This window comes from Alteromonas genovensis (assembly GCF_010500895.1).
In the GTDB taxonomy this organism is placed as follows: Bacteria; Pseudomonadota; Gammaproteobacteria; order Enterobacterales; family Alteromonadaceae; genus Alteromonas; species Alteromonas genovensis.
This window is the reverse complement of the sequence record NZ_JAAAWO010000002.1, coordinates 32,628-58,709: the sequence shown is the minus strand read 5'-3', so window position 1 is coordinate 58,709 and position 26,082 is coordinate 32,628. Positions and strand designations below refer to the sequence as shown.

23 protein-coding genes are annotated in these 26,082 nt (G+C 43.6%); 13 read left to right on the top strand and 10 right to left on the bottom strand.

From position 1 onward, the window contains the following. Window positions 1-25 precede the first annotated feature (25 nt). On the bottom strand, window positions 26-3,802 hold the full coding sequence (locus tag GTQ48_RS03055) for an AAA family ATPase (protein ID WP_163105124.1): 3,777 nt from the start codon (window positions 3,800-3,802) through the stop codon (window positions 26-28). Further along, window positions 3,799-5,172: an exonuclease subunit SbcD gene (gene sbcD, locus GTQ48_RS03050; protein ID WP_163105123.1), complete on the bottom strand. Its 1,374-nt coding sequence runs from the start codon at window positions 5,170-5,172 to the stop codon at window positions 3,799-3,801. Before sbcD ends, GTQ48_RS03055 begins: the two co-directional genes overlap by 4 nt. A 239-nt stretch (window positions 5,173-5,411) precedes the next feature. On the opposite strand from sbcD, the gene GTQ48_RS03045 reads away from it, so the two are divergent. From GTQ48_RS03045 to GTQ48_RS03035, 3 genes are all read left to right on the top strand, one after another. Beyond that, complete coding sequence (locus tag GTQ48_RS03045) at window positions 5,412-6,842, top strand: adenosine deaminase family protein (protein WP_163105122.1); 1,431 nt, start codon at window positions 5,412-5,414, stop codon at window positions 6,840-6,842. Between the two features lie 120 nt (window positions 6,843-6,962). Next, window positions 6,963-8,006 (top strand): AI-2E family transporter, encoded by a 1,044-nt coding sequence (locus GTQ48_RS03040; protein WP_163105121.1) that lies wholly within the window; start codon window positions 6,963-6,965, stop codon window positions 8,004-8,006. Between the two features lie 339 nt (window positions 8,007-8,345). After that, window positions 8,346-9,383 carry a carbohydrate porin gene (locus tag GTQ48_RS03035; RefSeq protein WP_163105120.1) on the top strand — a complete coding sequence of 346 codons (1,038 nt, stop codon included), beginning with the start codon at window positions 8,346-8,348 and terminating at the stop codon, window positions 9,381-9,383. Window positions 9,384-9,452: 69 nt separating this feature from the next. Here GTQ48_RS03035 and GTQ48_RS03030 read toward each other — a convergent pair whose 3' ends face one another. Both GTQ48_RS03030 and GTQ48_RS03025 read right to left on the bottom strand, forming a co-directional pair. Continuing rightward, window positions 9,453-9,890 carry an SRPBCC family protein gene (locus tag GTQ48_RS03030; RefSeq protein ID WP_163105119.1) on the bottom strand — a complete coding sequence of 146 codons (438 nt, stop codon included), beginning with the start codon at window positions 9,888-9,890 and terminating at the stop codon, window positions 9,453-9,455. A gap of 212 nt (window positions 9,891-10,102) precedes the next feature. Next, entirely contained in the window at window positions 10,103-11,413 is a 1,311-nt protein-coding gene (locus tag GTQ48_RS03025; RefSeq protein ID WP_163105118.1) for a TMEM143 family protein, read from the bottom strand. A gap of 339 nt (window positions 11,414-11,752) precedes the next feature. On the opposite strand from GTQ48_RS03025, the gene GTQ48_RS03020 reads away from it, so the two are divergent. From GTQ48_RS03020 to GTQ48_RS03000, 5 genes are all read left to right on the top strand, one after another. Continuing rightward, window positions 11,753-11,980, top strand: coding sequence for a type II toxin-antitoxin system CcdA family antitoxin (locus GTQ48_RS03020; RefSeq protein ID WP_163105117.1), 228 nt, complete (start codon window positions 11,753-11,755; stop codon window positions 11,978-11,980). Further along, window positions 11,977-12,273 carry a CcdB family protein gene (locus GTQ48_RS03015; RefSeq protein ID WP_163105116.1) on the top strand — a complete coding sequence of 99 codons (297 nt, stop codon included), beginning with the start codon at window positions 11,977-11,979 and terminating at the stop codon, window positions 12,271-12,273. The genes GTQ48_RS03020 and GTQ48_RS03015 overlap by 4 nt, the downstream gene beginning before the upstream one ends. A 163-nt stretch (window positions 12,274-12,436) precedes the next feature. After that, window positions 12,437-13,093 carry a YigZ family protein gene (locus GTQ48_RS03010; RefSeq protein WP_163105115.1) on the top strand — a complete coding sequence of 219 codons (657 nt, stop codon included), beginning with the start codon at window positions 12,437-12,439 and terminating at the stop codon, window positions 13,091-13,093. Window positions 13,094-13,113: 20 nt separating this feature from the next. Then, the gene (locus tag GTQ48_RS03005; RefSeq protein WP_163105433.1) at window positions 13,114-13,638 is read left to right on the top strand and encodes a YgjP-like metallopeptidase domain-containing protein; all 525 of its coding nucleotides are present in this window, start codon (window positions 13,114-13,116) and stop codon (window positions 13,636-13,638) included. After that, window positions 13,638-13,988 carry a YacL family protein gene (locus tag GTQ48_RS03000; protein WP_163105114.1) on the top strand — a complete coding sequence of 117 codons (351 nt, stop codon included), beginning with the start codon at window positions 13,638-13,640 and terminating at the stop codon, window positions 13,986-13,988. Before GTQ48_RS03005 ends, GTQ48_RS03000 begins: the two co-directional genes overlap by 1 nt. An 86-nt stretch (window positions 13,989-14,074) precedes the next feature. Here GTQ48_RS03000 and GTQ48_RS02995 read toward each other — a convergent pair whose 3' ends face one another. Then, a complete protein-coding gene (locus GTQ48_RS02995) occupies window positions 14,075-15,475 on the bottom strand; it encodes an esterase/lipase family protein (RefSeq protein WP_163105113.1) in 1,401 nt (466 codons plus the stop codon). A gap of 208 nt (window positions 15,476-15,683) precedes the next feature. On the opposite strand from GTQ48_RS02995, the gene GTQ48_RS02990 reads away from it, so the two are divergent. Then, entirely contained in the window at window positions 15,684-16,604 is a 921-nt protein-coding gene (locus GTQ48_RS02990) for a cation diffusion facilitator family transporter (protein ID WP_163105112.1), read from the top strand. A 161-nt stretch (window positions 16,605-16,765) separates the two neighbouring features. Here GTQ48_RS02990 and GTQ48_RS02985 read toward each other — a convergent pair whose 3' ends face one another. Both GTQ48_RS02985 and GTQ48_RS02980 read right to left on the bottom strand, forming a co-directional pair. Next, a complete protein-coding gene (locus GTQ48_RS02985) occupies window positions 16,766-18,598 on the bottom strand; it encodes a M1 family metallopeptidase (RefSeq protein WP_420837590.1) in 1,833 nt (610 codons plus the stop codon). A 466-nt stretch (window positions 18,599-19,064) separates the two neighbouring features. Then, entirely contained in the window at window positions 19,065-19,493 is a 429-nt protein-coding gene (locus GTQ48_RS02980) for an organic hydroperoxide resistance protein (protein ID WP_163105431.1), read from the bottom strand. Window positions 19,494-19,651: 158 nt separating this feature from the next. Here GTQ48_RS02980 and GTQ48_RS02975 point away from each other — a divergent pair, with 158 nt between their 5' ends. Beyond that, window positions 19,652-20,095: a transcriptional regulator, SarA/Rot family gene (locus GTQ48_RS02975; RefSeq protein ID WP_163105111.1), complete on the top strand. Its 444-nt coding sequence runs from the start codon at window positions 19,652-19,654 to the stop codon at window positions 20,093-20,095. A 125-nt stretch (window positions 20,096-20,220) separates the two neighbouring features. Here GTQ48_RS02975 and GTQ48_RS02970 read toward each other — a convergent pair whose 3' ends face one another. After that, window positions 20,221-20,592, bottom strand: a complete 372-nt coding sequence (locus GTQ48_RS02970) for a hypothetical protein (RefSeq protein ID WP_163105110.1) — start codon at window positions 20,590-20,592, stop codon at window positions 20,221-20,223. A 495-nt stretch (window positions 20,593-21,087) separates the two neighbouring features. Between GTQ48_RS02970 and trhA the strand changes: the two genes are divergently transcribed. Beyond that, window positions 21,088-21,744, top strand: coding sequence for a PAQR family membrane homeostasis protein TrhA (gene trhA / locus GTQ48_RS02965; RefSeq protein ID WP_239059975.1), 657 nt, complete (start codon window positions 21,088-21,090; stop codon window positions 21,742-21,744). Between the two features lie 8 nt (window positions 21,745-21,752). Continuing rightward, the gene (locus GTQ48_RS02960) at window positions 21,753-22,298 is read left to right on the top strand and encodes a protein-tyrosine phosphatase family protein (RefSeq protein ID WP_239059974.1); all 546 of its coding nucleotides are present in this window, start codon (window positions 21,753-21,755) and stop codon (window positions 22,296-22,298) included. A gap of 137 nt (window positions 22,299-22,435) precedes the next feature. Here GTQ48_RS02960 and GTQ48_RS02955 read toward each other — a convergent pair whose 3' ends face one another. Further along, window positions 22,436-23,344, bottom strand: coding sequence for a hydrogen peroxide-inducible genes activator (locus GTQ48_RS02955; RefSeq protein ID WP_032096381.1), 909 nt, complete (start codon window positions 23,342-23,344; stop codon window positions 22,436-22,438). Window positions 23,345-23,530: 186 nt separating this feature from the next. Between GTQ48_RS02955 and GTQ48_RS02950 the strand changes: the two genes are divergently transcribed. Beyond that, entirely contained in the window at window positions 23,531-24,514 is a 984-nt protein-coding gene (locus tag GTQ48_RS02950; RefSeq protein WP_163105109.1) for a universal stress protein, read from the top strand. A gap of 166 nt (window positions 24,515-24,680) precedes the next feature. Here GTQ48_RS02950 and GTQ48_RS02945 read toward each other — a convergent pair whose 3' ends face one another. Beyond that, window positions 24,681-25,949, bottom strand: coding sequence for an inorganic phosphate transporter (locus GTQ48_RS02945; protein WP_163105108.1), 1,269 nt, complete (start codon window positions 25,947-25,949; stop codon window positions 24,681-24,683). Window positions 25,950-26,082 lie beyond the last annotated feature (133 nt).

Genomic DNA, 26,082 nt, shown 5'->3' with positions numbered 1-26,082 from the left:
AAAAAACAGCGAAATTTCCTAAAAACTATACTAAGGTAGAAGGTATTGAATACTGCTTTTCCAATGCACTCAAACCTACGCCGTTTCGCTTTATTACCTTTAACTGAGTAGGAATACGCTCTTTCATAGCCTCTATGTGGCTAATAACACCTATCATCTTTCCGCTAGCATTTAAATTATCAAGAGCATCTAAGGCGACATCCAACGTTTCTGCATCTAAAGTTCCAAATCCTTCGTCTAAAAAAAGTGAGTCGATACTGGTTTTAAAACTCACCAAATCAGATAAAGACAGTGCCAACGCTAAACTCACTAAAAAGCTTTCGCCCCCAGATAGAGTTTTAGTATCTCTTAAAACATCGCCTTGCCAAGTATCAACCACGCTAAGCCCTAAACCTTCATTTTCTTTGCGAATTAACTGATAACGCCCGTGCAGCTTATCAAGCTGCTGATTAGCCAGCACCACTAAGTTATCCAAAGTGAGTCCTTGTGCAAAGCGCCTAAACTTGTCACCACTGGCTGAACCGATTAAGGAATGCAAATACGTAATATCGTCGTAATAGGCCTCAAAACTCGCCATTTCTTCTATTAATTTCTGCTGTTTTTCTTGTGCCTGTGCATTGGCTGCTAACTGCTGAGCTATCTGACCTTGGGTAGACAGCAACGCGTCTTTACGCTCATTTTTCTCAGCTATATTTTCGCTAACCTGCAGCGGCCCGCGCTCTTCAAGTAACTGCTGCCAGCGCTCTGCATTCTCGTTCGCTTTAAGCTTTTCTTGCTGCGTAACTGCATTAGCCATTAGTAACTCAGCATGTTGCAGCTTCTGCGAAACCGAGTGTTTGAGTGCAACAAGCTGCTCTCGGGTTTCTTCATCAAGCAGCGATTGAGTAAAGGCTTCCTCGCTTTCAAAGGGGCTTTTGTTAAGCAGGCTTTCAAAATCACTACGAGCAATGGCAAGCTGCTCTCGTTTAGTCATTAGCTGTTCGATGAGCTGCTCTTTTTCCGCATCTAAGCGAGCTGCCGTATTGTTGGCGCCCTGCTGTTTGGCTCGATATTCAGCTAACTGCTGCTCAATGCGCTCTATGTTGTCAGCGGCGGTTTGTCGCACTGCTACTATGTTTCGCTCTGGAAACACCTCCTGTCGTTTAGCGTTTAATGACGACAGAGTACCTTCATATTGCTTTACCTTTTCAGCACTTTCTTTCAGCTGCTGCTGATAAGTCGCTATTTCACGGGTAAGCGTGGCGAGATTCTCGTTAAAGGCATTAATACTTGGCAACAGTGACTCAAGCTCATGCTGCTTTGCTTTGTAAACGTTAAGTGCGTCGGCCTTTTCTTTTAACCATTGCGTTAAGTCTTGAGGTTCAGGAACTGTAAATTCGACTTCAGTGTCTTTACCTTCAATAGCATTATCGCCAGAAATGCCCACATTAGCTCGGGTAACTTCGGCTATCGCTGCAATTAAGGCGCTTTCTTTTTCGTCGAGTGCCCGCTGCTTTTCCTCAATATCTTTTTCCAGCTCAGTAGTGGATGCCTGCACATTTTGCTGTTGTTGTAACAGTAACTGGTGCTCACCGTTTGCATTCGACAGTTCACGTTGTGCATTGTGGTGGTTGGCTTTCTCGTCGGTTAACTGTTGCTCCGCCCGTTCAATATCTTTTAACTGCCGATTAAGAGAATCGATACGCGCTTTGTATGCGTTACTAAAGCGTGTAAATTGAGCGTTGTCTTCAATCGGTATTTCACTAAATGCTGAGTCGATGGCGTGGCTAATCACTTCTTGTTGCTGTTGCCACTGCACTTTTAATTCTTCTAACCGCTTAGTAATGGCACTTTTATTTGCGAGGGCTTGTTCAATAGCCATCTCAGCTTTTGCTAGTGCGTCTTTGGCTTTTGTTCCCTCTTGCTCTATATCTTCTAACTGTTGTTTGAGAGCATCTCGCTTTTGCACCGTTGCGGGTACATCAATATTTACCGAGTCTACTTTGTGTTCATTTGCACCGCATACGGGGCACGCCTCGCCGTCATTAAGTTGAGCACGTAAGTGCACTACCTCGTTGTTCAGCGATATAATCTCATCGATTTCTTTTAGTCTTGCTTTCGTATTTTTGTAGTCATCCACCAAACTGTCACGTTTGGCTTTTTGCGTCGCTTTTTCGTTTTCACGCGCTTCATCACATGTCGCAATATTATTCACATCATCTGTCAGCGCTTTGTACTGTTGCTGCAAATGATCGCACTGAATAATGTTATCCCAGTGCTTAAGCTTTACTGCAACTTCATCGCTAAGTGTTGCTTTTTCGTAGCCATTTAGCAGCAAATTAAGTGCATGTTGATAGCTCTCCACTTGCTCTTTAAGCCGTTCACTTTCTACAGTGAACTTTGAAACTTCATCGAAGCGTTGGCTCACCTTTTCTGATAGCTGACTAAACGTGTGGGCGCTTTCATTGCGTTTAGCTACCCACGAGTTTATAAGCCCTCGTTCGTTATTTATGCTTATGGCAGATTCACTCCAGCCGCTTATATGCTCGGCAATATTGCCGATGTGCCTGTGCGACTGTAAGTAAGACGATAACTCTTCTTTAAGCGCGCGCTGCTGAGAAAAAGCCTTTTCAATTTGCGACTTTTCTTGGTCTTTTTCACTAAGAGATGCTGTCAACGTAGATATGGTATTGGTTAACTCGCTCAGGGTGTCTGTGGTCTGCTGAATTTTATTGTCTATCGGCAACACATGGTTATTGATGCGTTCTTCAAGGCGAATATTATGAGTCTTTGTTTCTTTAAGCGCTTTCTCGGTATGCGCTACAGACTGTTGCGCCTCGCTGCATGCCGCCTGAGCATGAGGTAACTGCTGCTCTTTTTCTTTCAGTCGCCCCTCATAAACAGTAACGTCATCTTGAATCGATTTATATTTAAAGTAAGGAACTCGTAGCACCTCGGCGGGTTCACTTTGCGCTAATTTATCCAGCTTACTTTTTGCCTCGTCGGCGTCATTCTGCGCGGCCTTTTGTAGATGGTGCGCTTCATTTACGGCGTGTCCATTTTCTTTAATCGCATCTTGCCACTGCTTTTGCTGGTGCAGTACGTGAAGCTCTGCAGATAAATCGGCAATGTGTTGTTTGGTCTGCGTGAGTTCATCATTTAGGGTCTTAGTTTCTTGTTCGCTTAAAAGCGTTACGCCCTCTAGCATTAACCCAAAGTCTTTCTTTTTCTGTTTAGCCTCAGAAAATTGGGCATGAACCGCTTGGGAAATATGACCGTAAATTTCTGTTCCCGTGAGCTCTTCTAATAACTCAGCCCGGTCGTTCTCATTGGCATTTAAAAACGCCGCAAAGTCGCCTTGAGACAGCATCATCGACTTAGTAAAGCGGGCAAAGTTAAGCCCAGTAAGTCGCTCTACTTCATCACTTTTAGGTCGAACCTGGGTTGCTAATACTTTGCCAGTGTCTACCTCGGCGAGTTCGACGTCGGCACTTTGCAAGTTGCCATCGGCCTTGCCTCGCGCCCTGCGCATACTCCAAAACGCACGATAAGCTTTGCCTTTAATATCAAACTCCACCTCTGCTAAACACTCTGCCGTGCCGCGAGTCATAATGTCGTTGGCCGTAGAAGAGATAGTGCCTAAACGAGGCGTTTGATGGTAAAGCGCTAAACAGATGGCATCGAGCAATGTGGTTTTACCCGCACCGGTTGGCCCGGTAATGGCAAATAACCCATTATCAACAAAAGGTGACTGGGTAAAATCTATCTTCCACTCGCCCTTTAGGGCGTTCAGGTTTTTAAGTCGCAGGGTTAATATTTTCACTTCGCCTGCTCCTTATCTGCTTTGCTGCGATTAACAAGAGCGTCATTGTCCTCGTCATTAGCGTGAACTCGCTCTACTGCCTCTGAAAACAGGTGCGTTATACGCGCTTTACGGTTTGTTGATGATGCTTGAGTGGGTGTACTTTCATCTGGTTCTAGGCTCTCGATCAGCTCAGGGCTGTTATCCTGCTCAAGGCTGTCAAAATCTTCGAGGGCCAACCGCGCCTCAAATACCTCTTTTACCGACAGCTCGCTCAACTGCCTATTTTTTGTTTCACTTAAGCTTTTTGTGGCACTTTTTCTCACACGCTTGAGTTGCAAAATTTCGGCGTTTTTACCTTCTAACAAAGCCTGTATACGCTGTTGCAAATCCGTAAGGTAATCTTGGGTTTCAACTTCAATACACAGCCACACAGGCGAAAACTCTGTGGCATTAGCAATAGCGCTGCTACTATTAATTGCTAACTCAATACTCGCTAAATCTCCTTTGATCACCTCCATTGCTTGAAAGCGCGGAACGGGGATTGGCGTAATAGCGGTTTGGCCTGATGTAAACTCAACCATAACAACCTGCTTCTGCGTATTGAGTTCATCAAAGCTTAAGGGTATTGGCGAGCCGGAGTAACGAATATGCTCGGTTTTAGCTACCTTCTGTGGGCGGTGGATATGACCTAACGCAATGTAATCGGCCGGAGGAAAGCCACCAGCATCAAACCCTTCTAACGTACCGATATAAATATCCCGCACACTTTCAGACTGACTTACTCCCAGCGCCGTTAAATGACCTGTAGCAACTATGGGAATAGTCTCGGCCTGCTGCTGAGTTTGTGCTGCAATGGAATTTCGAAGCGCAATGGCTTGCTGATACAACATTGCGTAATGCTGCTTTATTGCTTCACCTAACGCATGGCGCTTATCTATCGCACTTTGCCCTGCTGTACTCACCAACACATCTTTTGGGCGAATAAACGGCACGGCACATAAAATAGCGCCAACCTCATGGATGCTATTTTTAAGCGCAATAACCTGTTCGGCGCTATCACCAAACGTGCTGGCGATAACATGACTATTTAAATACTTAAGCAGCGATTTACTCTCGTTAAGCACAGAAACAGAGTCGTGGTTTCCACCCAGTACAACAAGAGTGCATTGCCGAGCTTGCAGCGCACCAATAAATGCATGATAAAGCTCTCGGGCGTAGCTAGGAGGTGTACCTGTATCAAACACATCGCCCGCCACAATCACTGCATCAATTGCATGAGTGTCGACCTCTTTTAAAAGCCATTTCAAAAATGCGTCATGTTCGTGCTTTCGGCTTTTTGTAAAAAAGCTCTGCCCTAAATGCCAGTCAGACGTATGCAATATTTTCATGTAATTGGAGAACCAGAATGCGTTTGGAAAGAATAAAGTGACGTATATTGAACTCGCAAAGTGCTGTTAAACAGACTCAATGAGTTATCGTTGAACTATAGAGATATTATGCTTATATGACAATGACGTATACAATGACTCCATTAGATCAACCCCATGGAAGCGGTTTGATTTCGTAAATTCATTGTTTTTAAGAAACGATTTAAACGCTGGCAGCCTGTCTTAAAGAGGATAGATACTTGTTAATTCGCACCTTTGCGCTTTTTTGCGTATTTATTTTCAGCTTACCTTCTATAGCAGCATCTTCACCCTCTATGTCAGAGTGGTTCAACGCATTTAAACAACGCGCAACACCCGCGCAAATGTATAACTTCTTGCATGCCATGCCCAAAGGCGGTGATATTCATCATCACCTTTCCGGCGCTGGCATGAGCGAGTGGTGGTGGGATATCGCCACAAGTTCAAAGCAAAACGGCGGCTATACTTACTACACAAAAACAGCACCCACATTATGTAACGGTTACGGCACCAACGAATTTGGCTTTAGTCCTCAGCTGTTGATGTTTCACACCGTTTCAGCCTTTACTTACGAGCAGCTCTCTAGCTGTGAAAAAAACAATTACACCCTACTTACCAACTTGAGTGAGATGCAAAAGCAGGCGTTTTTAAACAGCATTAGATTGGATAAGCCTCACGAGGGCCGCGACGAATTTTTTCAGACTCATTGGCAACGCTTAGGCGACATGCTGCTTAACCCGCACATACAAACCTATTTACTGTTAAAGAACATGCAGGCCTACCAGCAGGAAAACGTACTGTACTTAGAAACTCAGCTTCAAGTAACAGACATGCGGTTTCCTGACGGCTCCCCTTATTCGACCCAGGCTTTTGCTGAATTATTGATAGACATGTTAAAGAGCGACGCCGCGCAAAAAACTAACGTAGAGGTACGCTTTCAAATCCATATAGTGCGTTTTTTACCTAACGCTACACAACAGCTGGAAGAAGCATGGAAGTTTGTTGATGGGCACAGAGACTACTTTGTTGGCATCAACTTTGTGGGCAGAGAAGATAATGATAAAGGGTATCCACTGCGTTTTCTGTCAACACTGCGTAAGCTCCGTGCTCAGTCACCACCGGTATCGCTAAGTGTTCATGCTGGTGAGTCGGATGAGCCCAATACTCACATTAAAGATACATTGCTGCTGGGCGCAGACAGAATTGGTCATGGGTATAACCTGATTGAAGACCCAGACACGCTATTGATGATGCGCAACTCTCCCTATCTAGTGGAGATAAACCTTATATCTAACCTGCTGTTGGAATATGCCGAGAGTATTGATGAACATCCCTTCCCAGAATACTTGCGAACAGGCGTGCCGGTGACGCTTTCAACCGATGATAGAGGCATGTGGAGCAGCAATTTAACTGATGAGTATTATCTAGCAGTAACCCACTTTAATTTATCGTGGGATGAATTGGTTGAGTTAAATACAAACGCGATAACTCACAGCTTCATGTCAGGTGAAGACCGCGAGACATTACTGCTTCGCCTTAAAAAAGAAACTCAGCGCTTTATTGATAACAGGTTGAACAATACGCCAATAGCAGACTTACAGCAGCATTACACCTTTATTTGCAGCTACGCACCGGCCGTTTGCAGCGAATAGCAAAATTGATAGGGCATAGGCGATAGGATGCGGGCCATAGGCGATAAGATACGAGCAATGCAGGAGTTTTATAAGCCTTTGCACCGCTTCGCTACAGTGTATAACAGGGAGTAAGGACATATGACATCTACAGGAAAAAGGCAGATTCAATACTGGGCACTCGCTCTCGGCGTACTCATTCTTGTGCTGTGGTTTTTAGGCGATGTGCTGCTACCGTTTATTTTAGGTGCAGTGGTTGCCTACATTCTCAACCCAGTCGCAGAAAAATTGGAGAGTAAAGGATTCAGCCGACCCGCGGCTACTGCCCTGATAACACTTTCAGCAACGCTAATTTTTGTGCTCACCACGCTTCTAGTTGCACCGGCAATCGTGTCGCAAGCAATAAGCTTATTCGAATCTGGCCCAGATTTGTTCAACAGTTTGAGTGAGTGGTTAAGTAAAACACTCCCGTCAGTGTTTGGTGAAAGTACTACATTACGCTCAGTAATGAACTCTGCAGGTGACGTTTTTAAAGAACGTGGCGGTGAGTTTTTAAGTACTGCATTTAGCTCTGCAGCAAACATCATCGATTTGGCAATGCTGTTTGTCATTGTGCCTGTAGTAGCGGTTTATCTACTTTTAGATTGGCACCGCATGAGTTCAACTATTTACGGTTTACTTCCCCGCAAACATGAACCCGTCATTCGCGACTTATTGAAAAAAATAGATAAAACCTTAGCTGGATTTATTCGCGGTACCGGCTCCGTATGCATTATTTTAGGCGTTTACTATGCCATCTCGCTGATGCTTGTAGGCCTTAAATTTGGCCTAGTGGTGGGGTTTGCAGCAGGATTGATAAGCTTTATTCCTTATTTAGGCGCCATATTGGGAGGGCTACTTGCGCTAGGTTTGGCTCTATTTCAGTTTTGGAATGAGTGGATTTCAGTGGCGATGGTTGTAGGGATTTTCGTGTTCGGCCAGGCTGTTGAGGGCAACTTTATTACACCTAAACTCGTTGGGGATTCTGTAGGATTACACCCAGTGTGGCTCATTATGTCGCTGTCTATTTTTGGTAGTTTATTCGGCTTTTTAGGGCTTTTAGTTGCAGTACCTCTGGCCGCCATAATAGGTGTATTAATCCGCTTTTTCATCGATAAATACAAACACAGCGACCTATATAAATAAAAGGGGGTCAGGTCCACATTTTCGAACTAATTAGTCACGCAGCTCTGAGCTTCTGTTTGATTAGCTTCTAAACTGTTAATTTGCTCGCGTTTAACATCTGGTCGTTGATTTAAGCACCTGCTTCAATGCTGTTTTTTGAAGCCTATTCTTTAAACGTCGTTTCTTTTAAAAGCTCAGGTGAGCTAATTCGAGTATGACTTACGTAAAAAATAGTATTCATGGTGGTTAGTAGTAATATTCAACCAGTAAATTGGAACAAAGGTTTTTCCCATTCTATTCGGCATTTCACAATTAAAAAAACGAGCAGCACGATTTAATACGCTTAAGCTCAGTATAGTGATGGCGTCATGCTTTTGTGCTGCCAACACCTTGGCAAACTCCCTCTCACTCACTCTCGTTCACGACACAAGCTATGTGGCATCGGGTGGACTAGAAGAGCGCACTACGATTAATAGGACGCTGGGTATTGTTGCGTATGAATATCGTATTAACGACAGCACGTTAATTTTTGCAGATGCTCAAGTATTAAGAGGGAACAATGGCAGTGACTCTGTTGGCGATCTTCAGGCATTTTCGAATATTGATGAAGCTGAGCTCACAAAAATGTATGAGGTTTGGGTAGAGAAGTCATTTTATGAAGAAAGCCTGCGCTTCAAAATAGGTCAAGTCGATGCCAATAATGAATTTGCCTATGCTGAACATGCTGGAGAGTTTATTCATTCGTCTATGGGGTTTAGCCCGACAGTTTCCTATTTCCCCACTTATCCAAGCCCTCGGCTATCGGTGAATGCGTTTTATAGCGCCACGCAAAATACACAGCTATCTATTGGACATTACGCCAATCAAAATCGCAGCTTTAGTAATGGTTTCACCGTGGGGCAATGGACACAACATATAGGCAACGTTACTGCTGCCATTGGCGGCTGGATGCAATCGGGCGACATTGCGCCATTAGTAGAAAATGAAGTTGACGAATCAATGCCTCCTCAGGATGCAAGTGGGCTTTTCGCCACTCTGTCTGGTGAGTTTGGTTCTCGATTATTTGCAGCACAAAACGGTAGTTGGTTTATGCAATATGGGCAAAGTAGCGATACAACCAGTGAGATAGACACGCATATTGGCGCTGGAATAACGTGGTACGGCATGAATAATCGTAAAGACGACGTGTTAGGGCTTGGCATATCTCATATTACCACCAGCCCCCTTGTAGCATCTCAATACAAGCGAGACGAAACAGCGATAGAGCTGTTTTATCGTTTTCAGCTAACAGATAACCTTGCGCTTAAACCAGACATACAGTTTATTGCAAACCCTGCCGAAGACAGGGAAGCAAAAGACGCGCTTGTTTTGACAATGAGGGTGGAGCTCTCCATTTAAAGAAGGTTTCTATCTAAAGAAGATTTCAGTCTAGACAAGCATCCCCTCAATGGAGCACTCTAGCTAGCGTTATGAATTGCCAATTTGCTTCAAGATACTACCAAACGCTCTTCCACCGTTTTTTTGAATTTGCTTATCGAAATACAGACTGCCCAACAAGAAAATAGTGATATGGCCTTTTGAGCGCCACGTTGCGTGGGTTTTACCGTCAATTTCTTTTAGGGTTATTTCGCCTAATTGATGATCGTAAGGCAGCGGTTTCGACTTTATCACCTTGTAGCCAAGTTTATAAGGAGGCTCAAACGCGACAATTTCTTCATGTAGATTAGCGCCACCTGCGATAATTTCACGCACAGCGCCTAACCCGTTTTTATCGTCTTTACCATGTACTAGTAAGTTAGCTTCATCCACGCCTTTAAACTGCGCATAGTTTTCGTGATCGCTTAGCATCGCAAACACATCGTGGATAGGTTTATCAATTACTCTTTCTACATGAATTAAAAACATTAGATACCTATCAGAAAAAACGTGAGCCTATTGGTTGCTTGAATATAAAGCAATGTGTGAATAGCTCAAATAACCACTTTTTATCTGCAACTATAGGCAATTCGGCCATTACTTGAATAAGTTTGTTTTTGGGGAAAAGCTGTATCTACAAAAGATGGTTCTGCAAGAAATGACCTTTAATAGATACACCTTTAAAAACTAAACCTACCAAGCTAGCCTTGGTAAATATTGTCCCAATACTCGTCTAATTCATTAATAGCATTTTTTAACGGCTTGGCCGTGAATCGCTCGTTATTTTTATCTACGAGCTTAGTTGCTACGAGTCCTGTTTCTACTGGCTTTATTTCTACCAGCTTCATTGTAACTAATTTATCGATAGCATCAGACACATCAAAGTCTAAGGTGCAATGGTGAGTGTGCTTAAACCAAGCTTCAATCTCTTTATCGAGTTCATCTGCGCTCATCCCTGCCCCTTCATGTTTTAACAAGAAGGTATAAGCCAACAACGCTTCTTTACAGTCTTCCTCTTCTGCGGCGTCTACTAGTGTATGAAACACGCCAGCGTTGTTATCTAAATTCTTAAAATAAAGGTTGTCCGAAAGGGCTTTCATAAACCGTATTTTTCGATTTTTAAACTTCGTCCATTCTTTAAAGACAAAGCTACCGAACACTCCCATACCAATACCAAAGGTAATAAGGCTTTGCTTTGTAAGCTCTACTGACTCATCTTTAAGCCCCAACCAAAACGCGAGAAACGACGAAAGCAGTAATATAGACGCCCCTAATTTCGTCACCAACACAACAATGCCACCGACCGTTGCCGACGCCCCAATGATAAGTTTATCGAGCGGACGCATTTTCACTTCACTGTTTGGAAACAGCATTTCCAAATCTGCTTTGGGTACGTTTTGAAACAGCTTAATGATGGTGGCTCCAGGGGTGAAAGTGACAGGGAGCTGTTTTTTAGTGCCTTTCCGTTGCTCGAAGTAATCTTTATCTTTGAAGGTAATATAAACCGCCACTCGATCGTAGTTGGTAAACGATATCGATTTTTTGCGCAGTCCAAAAAAAGTGCGTAGCGTTTCAGTTTTAACTGATTCACCTCGGCGATAAAACACGACTTCTTGAAAATCGTCAAAACTCACCGCCAAACGAACTTTAAACAGCGACTCTTCATGCAGCGCATCTTCTAAATCAGTATCGGTGACTTTTTCAAAGTTGGCAGAATCTAATAATGTTGAGAACTCACTGGCGAAATCTTTTTGAACGGCCTTACGTTCGCTATCTGCAATATCTTTCAGCGTGCGGGTATCTTTGTTGGGGTCGAAAAGCGCATAACTGTTTTTCAAGCGCTCTAGCTGCTCGTGATACTGAAAGTGAATGCGGCTCACCAACAAATTACAAAACACCTCAAAGGTGTTTGCAGTGCTATCAGCATCAGCGGTTTCTTTGTTAATGAGAACATCGTTACACATGGAAACAACATCGGCTTTGCGAAAAGGTATAAATCGTTCTGAGGACATAACCGTTCTAACGTAGGTAATTCACTAACACTTGGCACACCGTTTTATATCTAGTCAGTGGCGCTATACAAGTGGCTAACGAAACAAATTCATGTGCTCAGTAAACCATAAATGACTGATAACACAATGCATCTAAAGGCTACTTACAAAATAAATTGGTGTTTGATAATGAGGTGCTCTACTTAATGAAAAGACTATTCAAGAGCAGCGCCAAAGCAGATGTTCAAACAATATTTCACCTATTTTCAGAAGCCCGATTTTCAGCGCTTAAAATTTGCGCCATTGCTACACGCATAAAAAATGCGCATAATATAATTAAAGAGCAGATCGGAGTCAGTCATGCGCCAAAAAGTATCTTGTAATACATCAATTAATAGTGAGTTACTCAGTGAGGCTAAATCACTAAATATTAAGTTATCCGAAGTATTTGAAACGGCTTTGATACAAGCTGTAAATGAAAAAAAGAAGGTTGAATGGTTTAAACACAACAAAGATGCTCTCAATACCCATAATCAAAAAGTGTTAGAGACCGGGACGTTTTCAGAATCAATAAGTCAGCTTTCATGATAACTCAGTTTTCTGTTTGTCAGTATTCATCATCAATAGTTGTTATTTTGACTAACACTGTTTTCAATGAAGTTGAAAGTATCTTGGTGGCGCCATTAAAACCGCTTGAAGGCCTTTCTTTTGTAAAAGATTTACAAATACCTTGTGAAGTGAGCGGCGTTAATTATTATGTCGACTTGCTAGACATAGCGACGGTCTCAAAGCGCAATTTAAAACTTATCCCTGAACAGTCATTGAAACCGATTAGAACAAAAATTAAGTATGGTATCGATCTGCTTATCGATGGTTTTTAATTACAGCATTCATCAATTTCTAGCTGGCCACAGAATATAGCAACATCTTGTTTAGGTTATCCAGCAGCTTTCTCAATTTCATCAACTGCGCATATTTCGTATTCTATTGCACTACCTCTACGACCCGCTTAATTGCAGCTGCGCAATGGGGTATACTTACCAAATGAATTATCCCGTTCCCGCCAATCAGGTTGAAGTCCTGTTTGAAGTAAAGAAAAGCAAGTTTATTGCGATGGCAGCATTTGCCAACTCTCGCGAGAGCGCTATGGCTGTTCTTGATGAAGTAAAGAAGCGCTACCCCGATGCACGACATCACTGCTGGGCCTATATTTTTGGTCCTCCAAGCTCTCCAGTAAGCGCAGCTATGGCCGATGATGGCGAGCCAAGTGGCACGGCCGGCAAACCTATTTTAAACGTGCTTCAGCACAAGGATATTGGCGATGTTATGATTGTAGTGACTCGTTACTTTGGCGGTATAAAGTTAGGCGCTGGCGGCCTAGTTCGCGCTTACTCTGCATCGGCGCAGCAAGCCATTGAACAGCTTACTGTACGAGAAGAAGTTCCCCTTCACATGCTTACTGTTGATGTAGACTTTAAACACGAACAATTTGTTAGGCATTTGGTTCAGCAAGCGTCGGGCAATATTGCCGACTGTCGCTATGCACAGCAGGTAAGTATTGATATTCAAATACCCGTTACCCACGTAGAAGAAATAAAGCAGCAGCTGGCGCCAATTGTTAATCAAGGCATTGAGAACCAGCAAGGTGACAGCCCGGACGTTGACAGCAAGCAAAGCAAATTGAATGATTCGTCAGCATGAGTGCCAATATGAGTGCCAATATGAAAAGCAGGCTTCAATACCTCTCACACTACCCTGAGAGGCTGCAACAACAAATTCAGCAGATGATTGACGACAATGCGTTGGGAAATTGGTTGCGCGCTCGTTACCCAGCCACCCACTCAGTAGCAAACGACAACGATTTACGTGACTACGTAATGGGGCTTAAAAATCAGTATATGAAAAAAACTCAACCGTTGAGTAAGGTCATATACGATCAAAAAATTCATATAGTGAACCACGCCCTTGGGTTACATTCCTATGTTTCTCGAGTACAGGGCGGCAAATTAAAGAGTAAAAACGAACTGCGAGTAAGCAGCTTGTTTAAACACACACCAGAACCATTTTTAAACATGATAGTTGTGCACGAATTAGCCCACTTAAAAGAGAAAGAGCACAACAAGGCTTTTTACAAACTGTGCCAACACATGCTGCCCGACTACCATCAAATTGAATTTGATGTGCGAGTCTATTTAACTGAACTAGAATTAACAGGGTATGTTTATGATGTGCCCAAGGAGGCCTAATGGACTTTCAATTTCGCACTGACATGTTAGGAGAGCCTTCTGCCAAATGTGATCTTGAATGCGAAGCTTTTGGCGATTGGCTAAGTAACGATTTAGGCACCGACCATGAAAGCATTAATTTAGTGCTAAATGCCATTGAAAACCTGCTGTGTCGCAACATTCCTGATTACCAATTTATTGGTAAGGAATACACGTTAACCATTGAAGACGACGAAGTAATTCTTACTCTCAACCACAACGAAACCAGTCACAAAGAATTTGCCGAAGACTATGACCAAGAAATGCAGACAGGTTGCGGCTTGGCAGATTTCAAACATTTACTGCAGGAATGGAAGGCGTTCATTCGTTAATAAACGTCTTAGGAAAGCCATCGGTGAATAACGTCGTAAATTGTTCTATTCCCCAGTAACCCGAGGTGACTGATGTTATTCCCCACTCACTGATTTTCTGGCTTAAAATTAAGGTTAAACGCTTCATTTTCATGAATGCCTAATGCGCTATTAAGGGGCACTAGACCATCACCAACAAGATGCTTATTAATAGCATTTGGCGATGCCGAGGACGTAGTTGCAATGGCATAGCACTCTACCCCATCGGGCAATGGAATTGGTTTGCGTTGATCACTAGCAAAATCAAAACGCCGTTCAGAGTGGGTGTCGCTTTCAACAATATATCCGTGCCGAAGGTCGGCAATACCTGCACTGCGAATTTGAGTAATGCGGGTTAGCTGAGCCGTGAAGTGATGCATACCTAAAAATAGGTCTACCCAGTTGCCTGCTTTTTCAAGTGGCGCCCCATGATGCGGAGTGCCAAGAAACACTATTTTTTTCAAATACTCGGCCCACTGTGCCTTTTCTTCGGCTACCTCTGCGATTGCCGCCGCTTCTGATAGTGCAGCTTTAGCATAATAAAGCGCACTTCTTGTGACCAACCCGCCCATGCTATGGGCAACAACTGAAATATCTAATGAATGCTGGCTTTGTAGAGAGTGAAACTGATTCGTCAACTCACCTAATAGCGCGTTCAACTCCATCCCATTTTGATAGATATGCCGGCCTGTATTGTAGTGCAAATAAACCGTGGTGCATGAAAGATCATTAGCAAGGTGATAACCATGATCGTGCTCACTTTGCCGCCACTGCACATCATTCATACATAAGCCATGCACCATGATGAGAAGCTTACCCTCAGACTCTGCGATGTGTCGCGCTAATGCGTTTAACTCTATATCGTTGCCGTGTTGACGAAATGTCATGGCGATGGACAGCGGATTTTGTTGTGTATGAAGGTAATCGCCTATCACGCCATTTATGGCTGAGAGTAATGTAGGTTTTATTGATGAAGGTGATGGTGGATGCGTTGATGATGGCGGTGATGATGGCGGTGCGTCTTCGCTTACATTGCCGTTTGCACTATTACTAGTACTGCCACCGACATTGCCCTTGAGGTTGTCGCCACCTCTGTTATCCAAACTGTCGTTTAATACCGAGAGCGGCGTACTAATGCGCTTGCTTACCTCGCAAGTAATGCTGCATATACTGTCGTAAACCATGCCAGTAATACCACTGCTAAGCGTCTGATTTGATTTTTGTGTTGATTGTTGAATTGATGGCGTCAGCCAATTCAGCGGATTAATACGGTTGTGCATTGTCTCAATTACCAGGGTAATTTGAATAACCGACTCGGCAATTAGCCGATTAGCTTCTTGCGCCTGAGAGGGCTTTTTTGTTTGAGTTTGTTTGCCAGTATTTTGGGCATCAGTAGCTTTGGTATCAGAAGCTTTGGTATCAGTGCCTTGGTCTTTAGCGTTTTGGGCATCAAATTTTGAGTTAGGCAAAGCATGCCCTTTCTATTATCAAGTTGATCTAAGCATAGCAGTATCAGCACAAGGAGAACCTATTTATTAAACTGCGCTATTTTTTGATAAAAAAGTGCACTAAATAAGGACAAAAAAATTATTCGTCGCCCAGCATAAATTCGCTATCTTATTTCTAAAACAAGCGTATTATCCGCCGAATATTAACACTTGAGTCTTTGAGCCGAAAATGGCCATAGGTTTTCACCACACTAAAGAAAAAACCTTACTACGCGTATCGTTTTACGTAGCGGGTTTGTTTGTATTTATCGCACTTGGCTTTGCCTTTATTACCCATTCAGCCGCCATCCTGTTTGACGGCGCATACTCACTCATTGCCTTTTTCATGTCGTTGCTCACGCTGAAAGTAGCAAATTTAGTGCAATTGCCCGATGACGACCGTTTTCATTTCGGCTATACGGCCATAGAGCCTACGTTAAACTTATTCAAATCCATTGTTATTATTGCCACGTGCTTATACGCCGTTGTGGGGGCTATTGGTAGCCTTACAAACGGCGGAATAAAGGCAGAGTACGGATACGCAATAATTTACGGTGTTATTGCTACTACTGCATGCTTTGCTGTGTCTGGCTACATGAAGTATCAAAGCAAGCCATTGCGCTCAGACCTAGTGGCGGTGGAAGTTCACACCTGGTTTGTAGATGGCGTATTGAGTGCTTCCATTCTATTAGGGTTTGCCACTGCGTATGGTATTGAACAAACCCGTTTTGCTGAGTATGCCTCTTTTATCGACCCCGTCTTGCTAATAATATTAGGGCTCGCGATATTGCCAGTGCCTTTTAAAATTATGCTCGACAGCCTAAAAGAAGTAATTAACAAGGCTCCACCTGAGTCTGTGACAGCTGTGATTGAGAAGCGATTAAAGCAAACCTTGATTGCAGTACCTTATCAACATGTTGAGGTGCGAATAAGTAAAAGCGGAAGAGACATCTATTTACTCGTGCATATTATTGTTGATAAATCGTTTTCCGTTGCCACGATAAGTGAACTAGACGATATCCGCATAGCCAGTGAGACCGCCATGCGACAGTGGGACCCAGCCATTATTATGGACATATTGTTTATCGCCAATCCAGCGCTAGCTGATTAGACAAGCTACCCTTTTTCACGCGACGGCTACAACTAATACACTACAATAAAGATGTATAAAAAAGGCCCTACCAACCAAAGTTGATAGGGCCTTTATATAACGTATATTCTGAGAGAGCAGGCTTTACCTACTCACTCTTTAAGAGACTACTCATACAGCGCTTAGTTAACAAAACCTTCGTTGGCTCTTATCGTCAATGGATGGTAACCAGGCTTTGCCTCTTCAAATGCTTTTTTCGCAAATGCTTTGCCTTCTGGTGTTTGCGAAAGCGTGCGATAAAGCGGCTTAACCAATTTGTTGCGGCCAATGCTAACCAGGTAGCTGTATAAACGCTCGTATGCTGGCTTGTACTCATTGGCTACCGCAATCATCAGCCAGCTATGGGCAATTTCGTTGTTTTGTGTTTCTGTTAGCGAGAACGCCGTGTCTAACGCTGTTAGCTGCTTGTCGGTCAACGACTCAGGCATATTGTTAAGGAAGTATAACCATTCATGCACTGTCCATTGTGCGGTTTCAATATCCGCTGCTTTTACGTCACCAGAAAGCCAAGCGCTTCGTGTATCATCGATTTTAGTGAAGGCATCAGACTCAGGCTTTGGTGCGCCCTCAGGAATACCAGGTTCAAAAATCCACTGCTGAATACGCTCAGCGTCTAACTTTTCTGGATATTGCTTAAGCAGCGTCTCATCCAAGTAGTCGATAAAGGTATCTGTAGTAATGCTTTTGAATGCAAAGTCTTCGAAGTACTGCATTAAGAATGCATCAAAGTTCTCACGCCCAACTTTTTGCTCTAACTCTCGAAGGAAAAGCGCGCCTTTTTCGTAAGGGATATTTGAAAATACATCGTCAGGGTTACGACCACGTAAATCGATAGCAAGAATTTCATCGTTTTGTTCTAGTGCAGCGATATCGTTTTGCAAGTCTTGATAACCTAGCACAGCCTCTTTTTTAAACCGCTCATGACCATAAATCATTTCCATGATGCGATAAGTTAAATAGGTGGTGAAACCTTCGTTTAACCACAAATCACGCCATGTAGCGTTGGTTACTGTATTTCCAGACCAGCTATGTGCTAGTTCATGAGCAATAAGAGACACTAGACTCTTGTCTCCTGCAATTACGGTTGGCGTGATAAACGAGAGACGAGGGTTTTCCATGCCACCAAAGGGAAACGATGGCGGTAATATGAGTAGATCGTATCGATCCCACTGATAAGGCCCGTAAGTCTCTTCAGTTACTTCGAGCATCGCTTCGGTGTCTTCAAACTCTTTTGCGGCACTTTCAAGAAGCGCAGGTTCGGCATACACCCCTGTTCTCTCGCCCATGGCCTTAAACTGCAGATCGCCAATGGCTAGAGCAATAAGGTAAGAAGGAATAGGCTGCGGCATGGTAAACGTATATTCACCATCGCGCTTTGTTTGAGGATCGTTTGCTGCGCTCATTACTGCCAATAAGCTTGGCGGTGTTTTAATGGTGGCCTCATAAGTCACACGCACTTGCGGAGAATCTTGCAATGGTATAAAGCTTCGGGCGTGAACGGCCTGAGCTTGAGTAAATAAGAACGGATGCTTTTTACCTGCGGTTTGTGCTGGTGTGAGCCACTGAACGCCTGATGCACTTGGTGATGTGGCATAGTTCACGGTAACTTGATTGGCGTTCTCGGGTAACGAAATTGAAAGAGGCGTTCCTAGGTCAACATCGGTTTCGCCTAAAGTAAAGGGAACTGCCTCACCATTTACGGTAACAGTTTCAATTTTAAGAGCGCGAGTATCAAGAATAAGCTCATTGTATTTTGGGTCGGTGCGCTCTACCTTGAGCGTTGCACTTCCTGATAACTGCTGAGTATCAAAATTAGCGCTAAGAGCTAACGCTAAATGGGTTACCCGTACTTCATCGGGGTTAGAGAATGAATGATAATCAACGCCTGAGGCCATGTCAGATGACCCCTCTGTAATTTCTGCTCTAGCGTTGTCTTCGGCCGCCTTATTTCCCATCTTTTCGTTTGCAACGTCTTTCATGGCAGCGCTAGCGTCGACCTTGTTTGCAGGCTCAGTTGTGGCATCGCTGCACGCAAAAAGTGCTGGTACACAAATTAGCGTAGCTAGCATTTTGCAGTAGCTCATAGTGTGGTTCCTATGTTGTTTCATGCTTCTTCCTTTATAGTTCTTTCTAGCTCGTTCTGTTTCTTTATAAGTTTGGGCAATTCTGTCTAAGAGTTCGTTCTACATGGTCATAGTAGCAAGTCGAGACTTCAGGGGCGATAAATAAACAGGGTATGAGACAGGTAGCGTTTAACACTAACTTTGCTAACTGGGTTAAGTGATGATGTGGACCCAGTGGCTGTGAGGTTGAGCAACGAAAGAATTCGGTAGTTGTGAGGGTTCGATTCCGCTGAAGCACGGCTTTAGCGCAGGCTCAATGGCCACTGGAAGACAGTGGTCATTGAATCACTGTAGTGGTTTAAGCTAGCGCTATCTCTACTTCAATATTGCCGCGAGTTGCATTTGAGTACGGGCACACTTGGTGCGCTGCATCTACTAGCGCCTGCGCTTTGTCTGATTCCACATCACCAAGGTCAACGATAAGCTTAACGGCAATGGCAAAGCCTTGTTCGATAGGCCCAATAGACACATCGCCAGTTACGCTTATATCGTCTGACAATTTGATTTTTTGTGAAGCAGCAACGTGCTTCAGTGCACCAATAAAACAGGCTGAGTACCCTGCTGCAAACATTTGCTCAGGGTTTGTCCCTTGGCCACCTGCGCCGCCAAGTTCTTTTGGTGTAGAAAGTCCAAGCTCAAGTTTGCCGTCACTCGACTTTGCCGTGCCTTCTCTTCCGCCTGTTGCCGTTGCTGTGCCGGTATAAACGATCTGTTGTAATGTATGCATCATAAACTCCGTTGTTAAAAAGAAAATTGCAAAACAGCAAGCGAAGACTTTTATTAGCCACACTTACTTTGCATACAAACTAAAATAACACTATCTCGGCTTGAAGTTCAAGTACTTTGCATACAAAATATAAAACTACTATTGAATTGGAGTTGCCTGTGTCTGAATTATTAAAATTAGAAAATCAGCTTTGTCATCGTTTTTATACGCTTTCAAATGCATTTACACGTGCTTACAGGCCGCTATTGAAGGCGTTGGATATTACCTATCCACAGTACATTACGCTTATGGCTTTGTGGGAAGCGAATAACATCACCATTGCCGAACTATTAGAGCGCACCGCGATTGATGGCGGTGCTATGACGCTCATTCTTAAAAAGCTAAGTGAAAAACAATTCCTCACTATAGAGAAAGACGAACACGACAAGCGGGTAAAACGAGTAATGCTCACCGAGGAAGGTAAATCAAAAAAACACATTGCCCAGGACGTACCCTCGCAGATGCTATGCAAATTAGACGGCATGAGCCATGAAGAAAGCCTGCAGCTTCGTTACTTACTAGACAAACTTGGTAGCTGCTTTAAGGCTGACGAACAGAGATAAAGAATTAAAGCGTGTCGTTTTTAACGTGCATTGCTGCAGCAGTTAACACGCTCTCAATTCTAGCTATCTGTATTTAGCAATACTCGATGTGGGTTAAGCAGAAATATGGTTACGCTGAGGTATGGTTAAGCAGAAGTATATTGCGACATTTCAGAATCAACTTCTTGCGCATATTGCGTTAGGTGATGCGCTAAAATGTTTTCCACTCTTCTCATGATGTCTTTGCGTTGATGATCCCACCCACGCTTATCAGCCTGTTTCGCTTGCGCAAGGTAAAATTCAATTCGAGTTTTACGTAATAAATGAGTTTTTCTATTTACGTTAAATTCCATGCTGGAGTAAGTCTCTTCCACATCCGTTATGTCTGTATGATAAGGCTTAGCATTATCCTCAGCAGTCGCTTGACTCACAAAGGTATTCCCGTTGCCTACTACTCCTATCATAACGATGAGTAATGACACTACTATTCCTGAAGAAATCCATTTTAGAAAAGACATTTATTGCTCCTTGTTTCTGGCTTCCATTTCAACGCTATAATTTATGGCTCTATAACTTTTTGCCATCGCTGGTTTAAGCTCTTGCGACAAAACACCTATTACCTTGCATCAGTAGTGGTGCTGAAACTGTAAATTGCTTGGTTAACTTTTATGAGTTATCAACCCACTGTTCCCTAGTTATTGCAGGTTTCGAACCAGAATCAAAAAATAATTAAAATCATATACTTATTAACAAATGAGCGAGACAACTTTGTTGATATTGGAAGTTTCTACACAAGAGGGAGTAAAAAGCACCGAGTAAAATATAACCTACCGAGCTGTAAAAAGGGCATTGATAGGCGGGACGGTCAGCTCTGAACGAAAAGAGTAAGAAGTAGTTTTTAGAAAGTTGAAAACTAGTGTCAATATCAGCGCATTTTCTGCTATCATCATTTCAGCGAACACTTGTTCACTGAAATTCAGAAAAATGACGACAAACACGTAATAGGATTAGTCATGTCAGAAATGCGAGACCAACTTGAAAGCATACCCGCAAGGGCTTACTCAGTAATAGAGGAATGGCTTAATAGTATCAGTCACGGCGTCGGTTTGGTTGCTGCCATTGTTGGCTTAGTGTTTTTACTCTATCGAGCTGAAGGTACGCTTGCCCTAGTTACCGTAGCAATTTATGGCACCACCCTTATTCTGATGTTTTTAAGCTCTACTCTTTATCATGCTACTTCACATCATAAAGCCAAAGAATGGCTTAAGCTTTTCGACCACAGCGCAATATATTTGTTGATAGCGGGTACTTACACACCTTTACTTTTAGTATCTATCGGTGGCGCGTTAGGTATGATAATGACCGGTGTTATCTGGAGCCTTGCATTTGGCGGCGTCGCCTTTAAGCTAGTGGCGCAGCATCGCTTTCCAAAAGTGTCTGTTATGACGTATCTACTTATGGGCTGGATAGCCATTGGCTTAATCTATCCTCTTTATATGGCATTGCCTGGGGCGGGTTTATGGTTGCTCGTAGCAGGAGGACTTTGTTTCAGCGTGGGCGTCTGTTTTTACGTGGCAAAAAAGGTAAAATACACCCATGCCATATGGCACGTATTCGTTATTGGCGGATGTGGTTGCCATTATTTTTCAATTTATTATTTTGTGGTTTAACGCTCGCTGTGAATACAACTGAAACTGAGACTAACATTACTGGCAATAACACTGCTGGCAATATCACTAATGATAGTTCACCCGCAATAGCCTGGTTCTCACTGAAAGCGGGCAAGATATGTTTGGGCAAGAAGCCTGTTGCCGAAGCCTATAGTGCATTAAAGGGCTTAGGAGTGACTCACGTGGCAACGGTTCAAACCGGTGAAGAACAAGCCCCAAATATTCGAGACAGCGCATTGGAAAATGGCTTGGAATGGTTGTGGGTGCCCTTTAGTCATCCGTCATCTCAATCGCCAACAGATGATGTTCACTCACATCATTATCTTCATGAGCTATCAAAAATGTTATCTGAAGGTGCCAGTATTTATTTGCACTGCGATGGCTCTCAGCATCGCTGTAGCTTACTGTTTTACGCACTTTGCCATTACGTAGGCATTCCATCAAATAGCGCCTACAATGCCCTGCATAGCTTTGGCCGCAATGCGGCAAACAACTTATCACGTTCCGAGCTTTCGTGGGCTGCCGAACTCGGTCATTCAGCTCCGCATATCTAATGTTAATGCAGAGCCATCTAGCAATTGGTGGCTCTGCATTAATTTTTTAGGGGCATCTTCCTACGATCATTTTTCTAAGATTATTCTTCTATGATCGTCTTTCTAATATTTGCGCTATTTAGTGTTTGCTCGCGCTATTATTTGAGCGTTGGTATTGGCAATAATGGTGAAACAATTTCACCAATACGTCGAAACAACTGCATGCGCGTAGTGCCAGAGCGCCATACAAGCCCTATTTCCCTGAAGCCTTTTTCCTCAGCAGGATAACTTTGAAGCCCGGTGTGCTCCAAAATAGACTGGTTAATCGCCAGCTCTGGTAAAAAGGTATACCCCATTTTGCTATTTGCTAATTGTACCAAGGTATACAAGCTACTCGCGGCGACACTGCTTATTTGGTCGCTGTGCTGTAAGTTACAGGCGCTTACCGCATGCCCCGTCATACAATGCTCTTGTTGAAGTAAGAAAATACTTTTCTTAGGCAGTGACGATATATCAACAGGATTCGGTAAGGCCGGCATCATATCTTCATGAGCGATAAGATGAAATGGATCGTGCCCTAGCACCATTTGCTTGCACCCTGGAGTTTCCATTGGCAATGCCAGAATAAGTAAATCTAGTCTACCGTCTGTTAACTGCTGAAGCAGCTTCTCCGTAGTATCTTCCTGCATCTCTAGGTTAATTTCTGGCAGAAACGCCTTAAAAGCCCCCAACATGCCTTCAAAGAGAAAGGGCGCAATAGTAGGAATAACCCCTAGCTTTATGGTACCTCGTTGCCAATTGCCCGCATTTTGCGCGTATTCAACCAGTTCACCTGCTTCTTGCAGTATTAACTTACTGCGCTCCACAATGTCTAACCCTAGCGAGGTAAACACAAACGTTTTGTGTTCTCGCTCTAGAAGCTGGCTACCGAAGTGCTCTTCGAGGTTTTGGATGGCAGTACTTAATGTTGATTGGCTCACGTTGCAACGCTGAGCGGCACGATGGAAATGCTGCTCTTGATGTAGGGTTACAAGGTAGTGTAAATGCTTAAGGTTTGGCCACTTCATACTCATCTCATAATTGATTAATAATATAGTTCTTAATCTAGCATAAGGATTACGTGTAGCACATTAAAAACCCGAAAACGTCATGAAGAATTCTTACTTATACACTGGCAAGCAAGACATTCTGGGTTTAGGATAAAGTGAAAGCGTATTCGGTAAACACAACAACCACATGCTAATGAGGCCACTATGAAGGGACACTACAAAAACATTCTCTGTGTACTAGGCGACTCTCATCGTCAGGATGATACGGTGGCGCAAGCACTTCACATTGCTAAAACCCATCAGGCGAATATCACCATCGTGCTGGCACTAGAGGCGCTTCCGCCAAATGCCAATATGATCATGGAATCGTTTTCTTATATTGAATCTCAACAGGGTATGGAAACCCAAGCTCAGCAGTGGCTAACAGAGCAGTCTAAAAACTGGAGCCAGCATTATCATGCTGATACCGAGGTACTGATAGGCGATCCGCTGATTAATGTTGTGAGTTACGTTGTTAATAACAATATCGATTTAGTCATTAAGCGCGCAGAAGAGAGTTTTTTAGATAAGCTTTTCGGCAGCTTAGACATGCGACTATTGAGAAAATGCCCATGCCCTGTTTGGGTTGTCGATCGCAAGCCCAAAAGCCAGTACAAGAATGTGGTTGCTGCACTTGATTTGAACTATCACTACCCTAAACACGAAGTCTCCGTGCGCCAAGAGCTCAATCGCGACATACTTCGCCACGCTAGTCAGATTGCTTTACTTGAATTTGCTCAACTGCATGTTGTGCATGTATTCGATGCGGTTCCCGAAAACATAGCAAGAGACGGATTTATCACTGTCGACAACGATAGAATGGAACACGACCTCGCCAAAATATTTGAGGAACGGGATAACGAGCTGGCCCTTCTGCTCAACGAGCTTTCTGATGAGCTAGACGATGACGTACTGGATTTCCTTAAACCGCAAAAACACATTGTACACGGCTACCCTCGACGAGAAATTGCGGCCACAGCAGCGTCTGTTAGTGCCGATGTGGTTGTCATGGGTACCGTGGCAAGGCTTGGCGTACCTGGTTTTATTATGGGTGGTACCGCTGAAGAAACCATTCATCAACTGCATTGCGCGGTTGTCGGAATAAAACCGAGTGGATTTCAAACACCGATTTCTATTGAGAAAAAATGAGTGCTTGAACGAAGTGACCGATGACATACAAAAGCCGCGATAAGTTTTCACTTATCGCGGCTTTTTTGGTGCTTTCTACGTTTACAGCAATATCGTTAATTATTGTATTTCTGCTAGCGATGCAAACTTTCCAGCATTCTAGTGCCGGAATAACACTGCTGTGGTTTTACACCCCAAACGATGCTCTTAATATATAGAACGAGATAATTGAGAGAATGGCGCCCGCAGGAAGCGTAACAACCCACGACACTACAATATTTCTTACAATGCCAAGATTAAGTGCAGAAACACCTCTCGCTAAACCTACGCCTAGCACCGCACCAACAAGCGTTTGCGTGGTAGAGATAGGTAAACCTGTTCCTGACGCAATAACAACGGTACAGGCTGCTGCCAATTCTGCTGCGAAACCACGGCTAGGCGTAAGGTGAGTTATCCCCTGCCCTATGGTTTTTATGACTCGATGACCGAATAGCGCTAAACCAGCAACTATTCCTAAACCACCAAGAGGTAAAATCCATACCGCAAGCTTGGCATTTGCATTAATTTCGCCGCCACTGCTCACTACACTGACAACGGCCGCTAATGGTCCGATAGCATTCGCTACGTCGTTCGAGCCGTGGGCGAATGCCATGCAACATGCCGTCACTACCATTAATAGTGCAAACACTTTCTCTACGTTTGCGGCCTGTAAATCTGCATCTTCAGAGCCACTGAACTTCATGCGGCCAATGTACCACTTGCCTAAAACACCTAGTAACACTGCGATAATCACGGCGAGAATGTATCCATTCACCGCGCTCATTTCTAATCCAACGTGCTTAAGCCCTTTTTTGATAGTCACGAGTGACATTACAAAGCCCGCTAACGCCATATAAAATGGAACGTAGCGCTTAGCACTTTCAAAGGGTGAGGCAGTTTGGAATATGAGTTTATGCGCACTCATAAATATTAAATAGGCAATAACACCCGAAATAGCAGGCGTTACCACCCAGCTACCCACAATACCGGCAACCTTATCCCACGCAACGGCGTCCATGCTTACGCCGGCTGCAGTAAAACCGATAATTGCGCCGATAATAGAATGCGTTGTAGATACAGGCCAACCTAACCAAGACGCTACGGCCAACCAAATACCGGCAGCCAACAGCGAGGAAATCATGCCCAGTACGAGCAATTCGGGTATGTCTGTAAAGAAGCTTGAGTCGATAATTCCTTTGCGTATGGTAGAGGTAACCTCACCACCCGCAAGGTAAGCGCCAGCAAACTCAAATATCATCGCAATAAAAATTGCTTGTTTTATTGTTAATGCTTTTGACCCTACTGATGTCCCCATTGCATTGGCAACATCGTTGGCTCCAATTCCCCACGCCATGATGAAACCTACACCACCGGCAAGAAGAATTAGAATTAGGCCATAACTTTCAAAAAAATCCACTAAGTATCGCTCCCGAGCTAATGCGATTTGGGCTTTACGCTACTTCACTGTGTAGCAGTTCCCCGAGCCAAATAGGCTAGAGTGTGATGTTAAAGACAGATTATGTTTTAGCATAATGTTCGTTTTTTGCACG

Excerpts from the sequence above, each read along its gene's own strand:
- GTQ48_RS02950 (WP_163105109.1), top strand. The coding sequence starts at position 23,531 with ATGAAGGGACACTACAAAAACATTCTCTGTGTACTAGGCGACTCTCAT.
- trhA (WP_239059975.1), top strand. The coding sequence starts at position 21,088 with ATGTCAGAAATGCGAGACCAACTTGAAAGCATACCCGCAAGGGCTTAC.
- sbcD (WP_163105123.1), bottom strand. The coding sequence starts at position 5,172 with ATGAAAATATTGCATACGTCTGACTGGCATTTAGGGCAGAGCTTTTTT.
- GTQ48_RS03020 (WP_163105117.1), top strand. The coding sequence starts at position 11,753 with ATGCGCCAAAAAGTATCTTGTAATACATCAATTAATAGTGAGTTACTC.
- GTQ48_RS03005 (WP_163105433.1), top strand. The coding sequence starts at position 13,114 with ATGAAAAGCAGGCTTCAATACCTCTCACACTACCCTGAGAGGCTGCAA.
- GTQ48_RS02955 (WP_032096381.1), bottom strand. The coding sequence starts at position 23,344 with ATGAAGTGGCCAAACCTTAAGCATTTACACTACCTTGTAACCCTACAT.
- GTQ48_RS02985 (WP_420837590.1), bottom strand. The coding sequence starts at position 18,598 with ATGGGAAATAAGGCGGCCGAAGACAACGCTAGAGCAGAAATTACAGAG.
- GTQ48_RS03025 (WP_163105118.1), bottom strand. The coding sequence starts at position 11,413 with ATGTCCTCAGAACGATTTATACCTTTTCGCAAAGCCGATGTTGTTTCC.
- GTQ48_RS03030 (WP_163105119.1), bottom strand. The coding sequence starts at position 9,890 with ATGTTTTTAATTCATGTAGAAAGAGTAATTGATAAACCTATCCACGAT.
- GTQ48_RS02990 (WP_163105112.1), top strand. The coding sequence starts at position 15,684 with ATGGCCATAGGTTTTCACCACACTAAAGAAAAAACCTTACTACGCGTA.
- GTQ48_RS03015 (WP_163105116.1), top strand. The coding sequence starts at position 11,977 with ATGATAACTCAGTTTTCTGTTTGTCAGTATTCATCATCAATAGTTGTT.
- GTQ48_RS03035 (WP_163105120.1), top strand. The coding sequence starts at position 8,346 with ATGGCGTCATGCTTTTGTGCTGCCAACACCTTGGCAAACTCCCTCTCA.
- GTQ48_RS03040 (WP_163105121.1), top strand. The coding sequence starts at position 6,963 with ATGACATCTACAGGAAAAAGGCAGATTCAATACTGGGCACTCGCTCTC.
- GTQ48_RS02970 (WP_163105110.1), bottom strand. The coding sequence starts at position 20,592 with ATGTCTTTTCTAAAATGGATTTCTTCAGGAATAGTAGTGTCATTACTC.
- GTQ48_RS02980 (WP_163105431.1), bottom strand. The coding sequence starts at position 19,493 with ATGCATACATTACAACAGATCGTTTATACCGGCACAGCAACGGCAACA.
- GTQ48_RS03010 (WP_163105115.1), top strand. The coding sequence starts at position 12,437 with ATGAATTATCCCGTTCCCGCCAATCAGGTTGAAGTCCTGTTTGAAGTA.
- GTQ48_RS03000 (WP_163105114.1), top strand. The coding sequence starts at position 13,638 with ATGGACTTTCAATTTCGCACTGACATGTTAGGAGAGCCTTCTGCCAAA.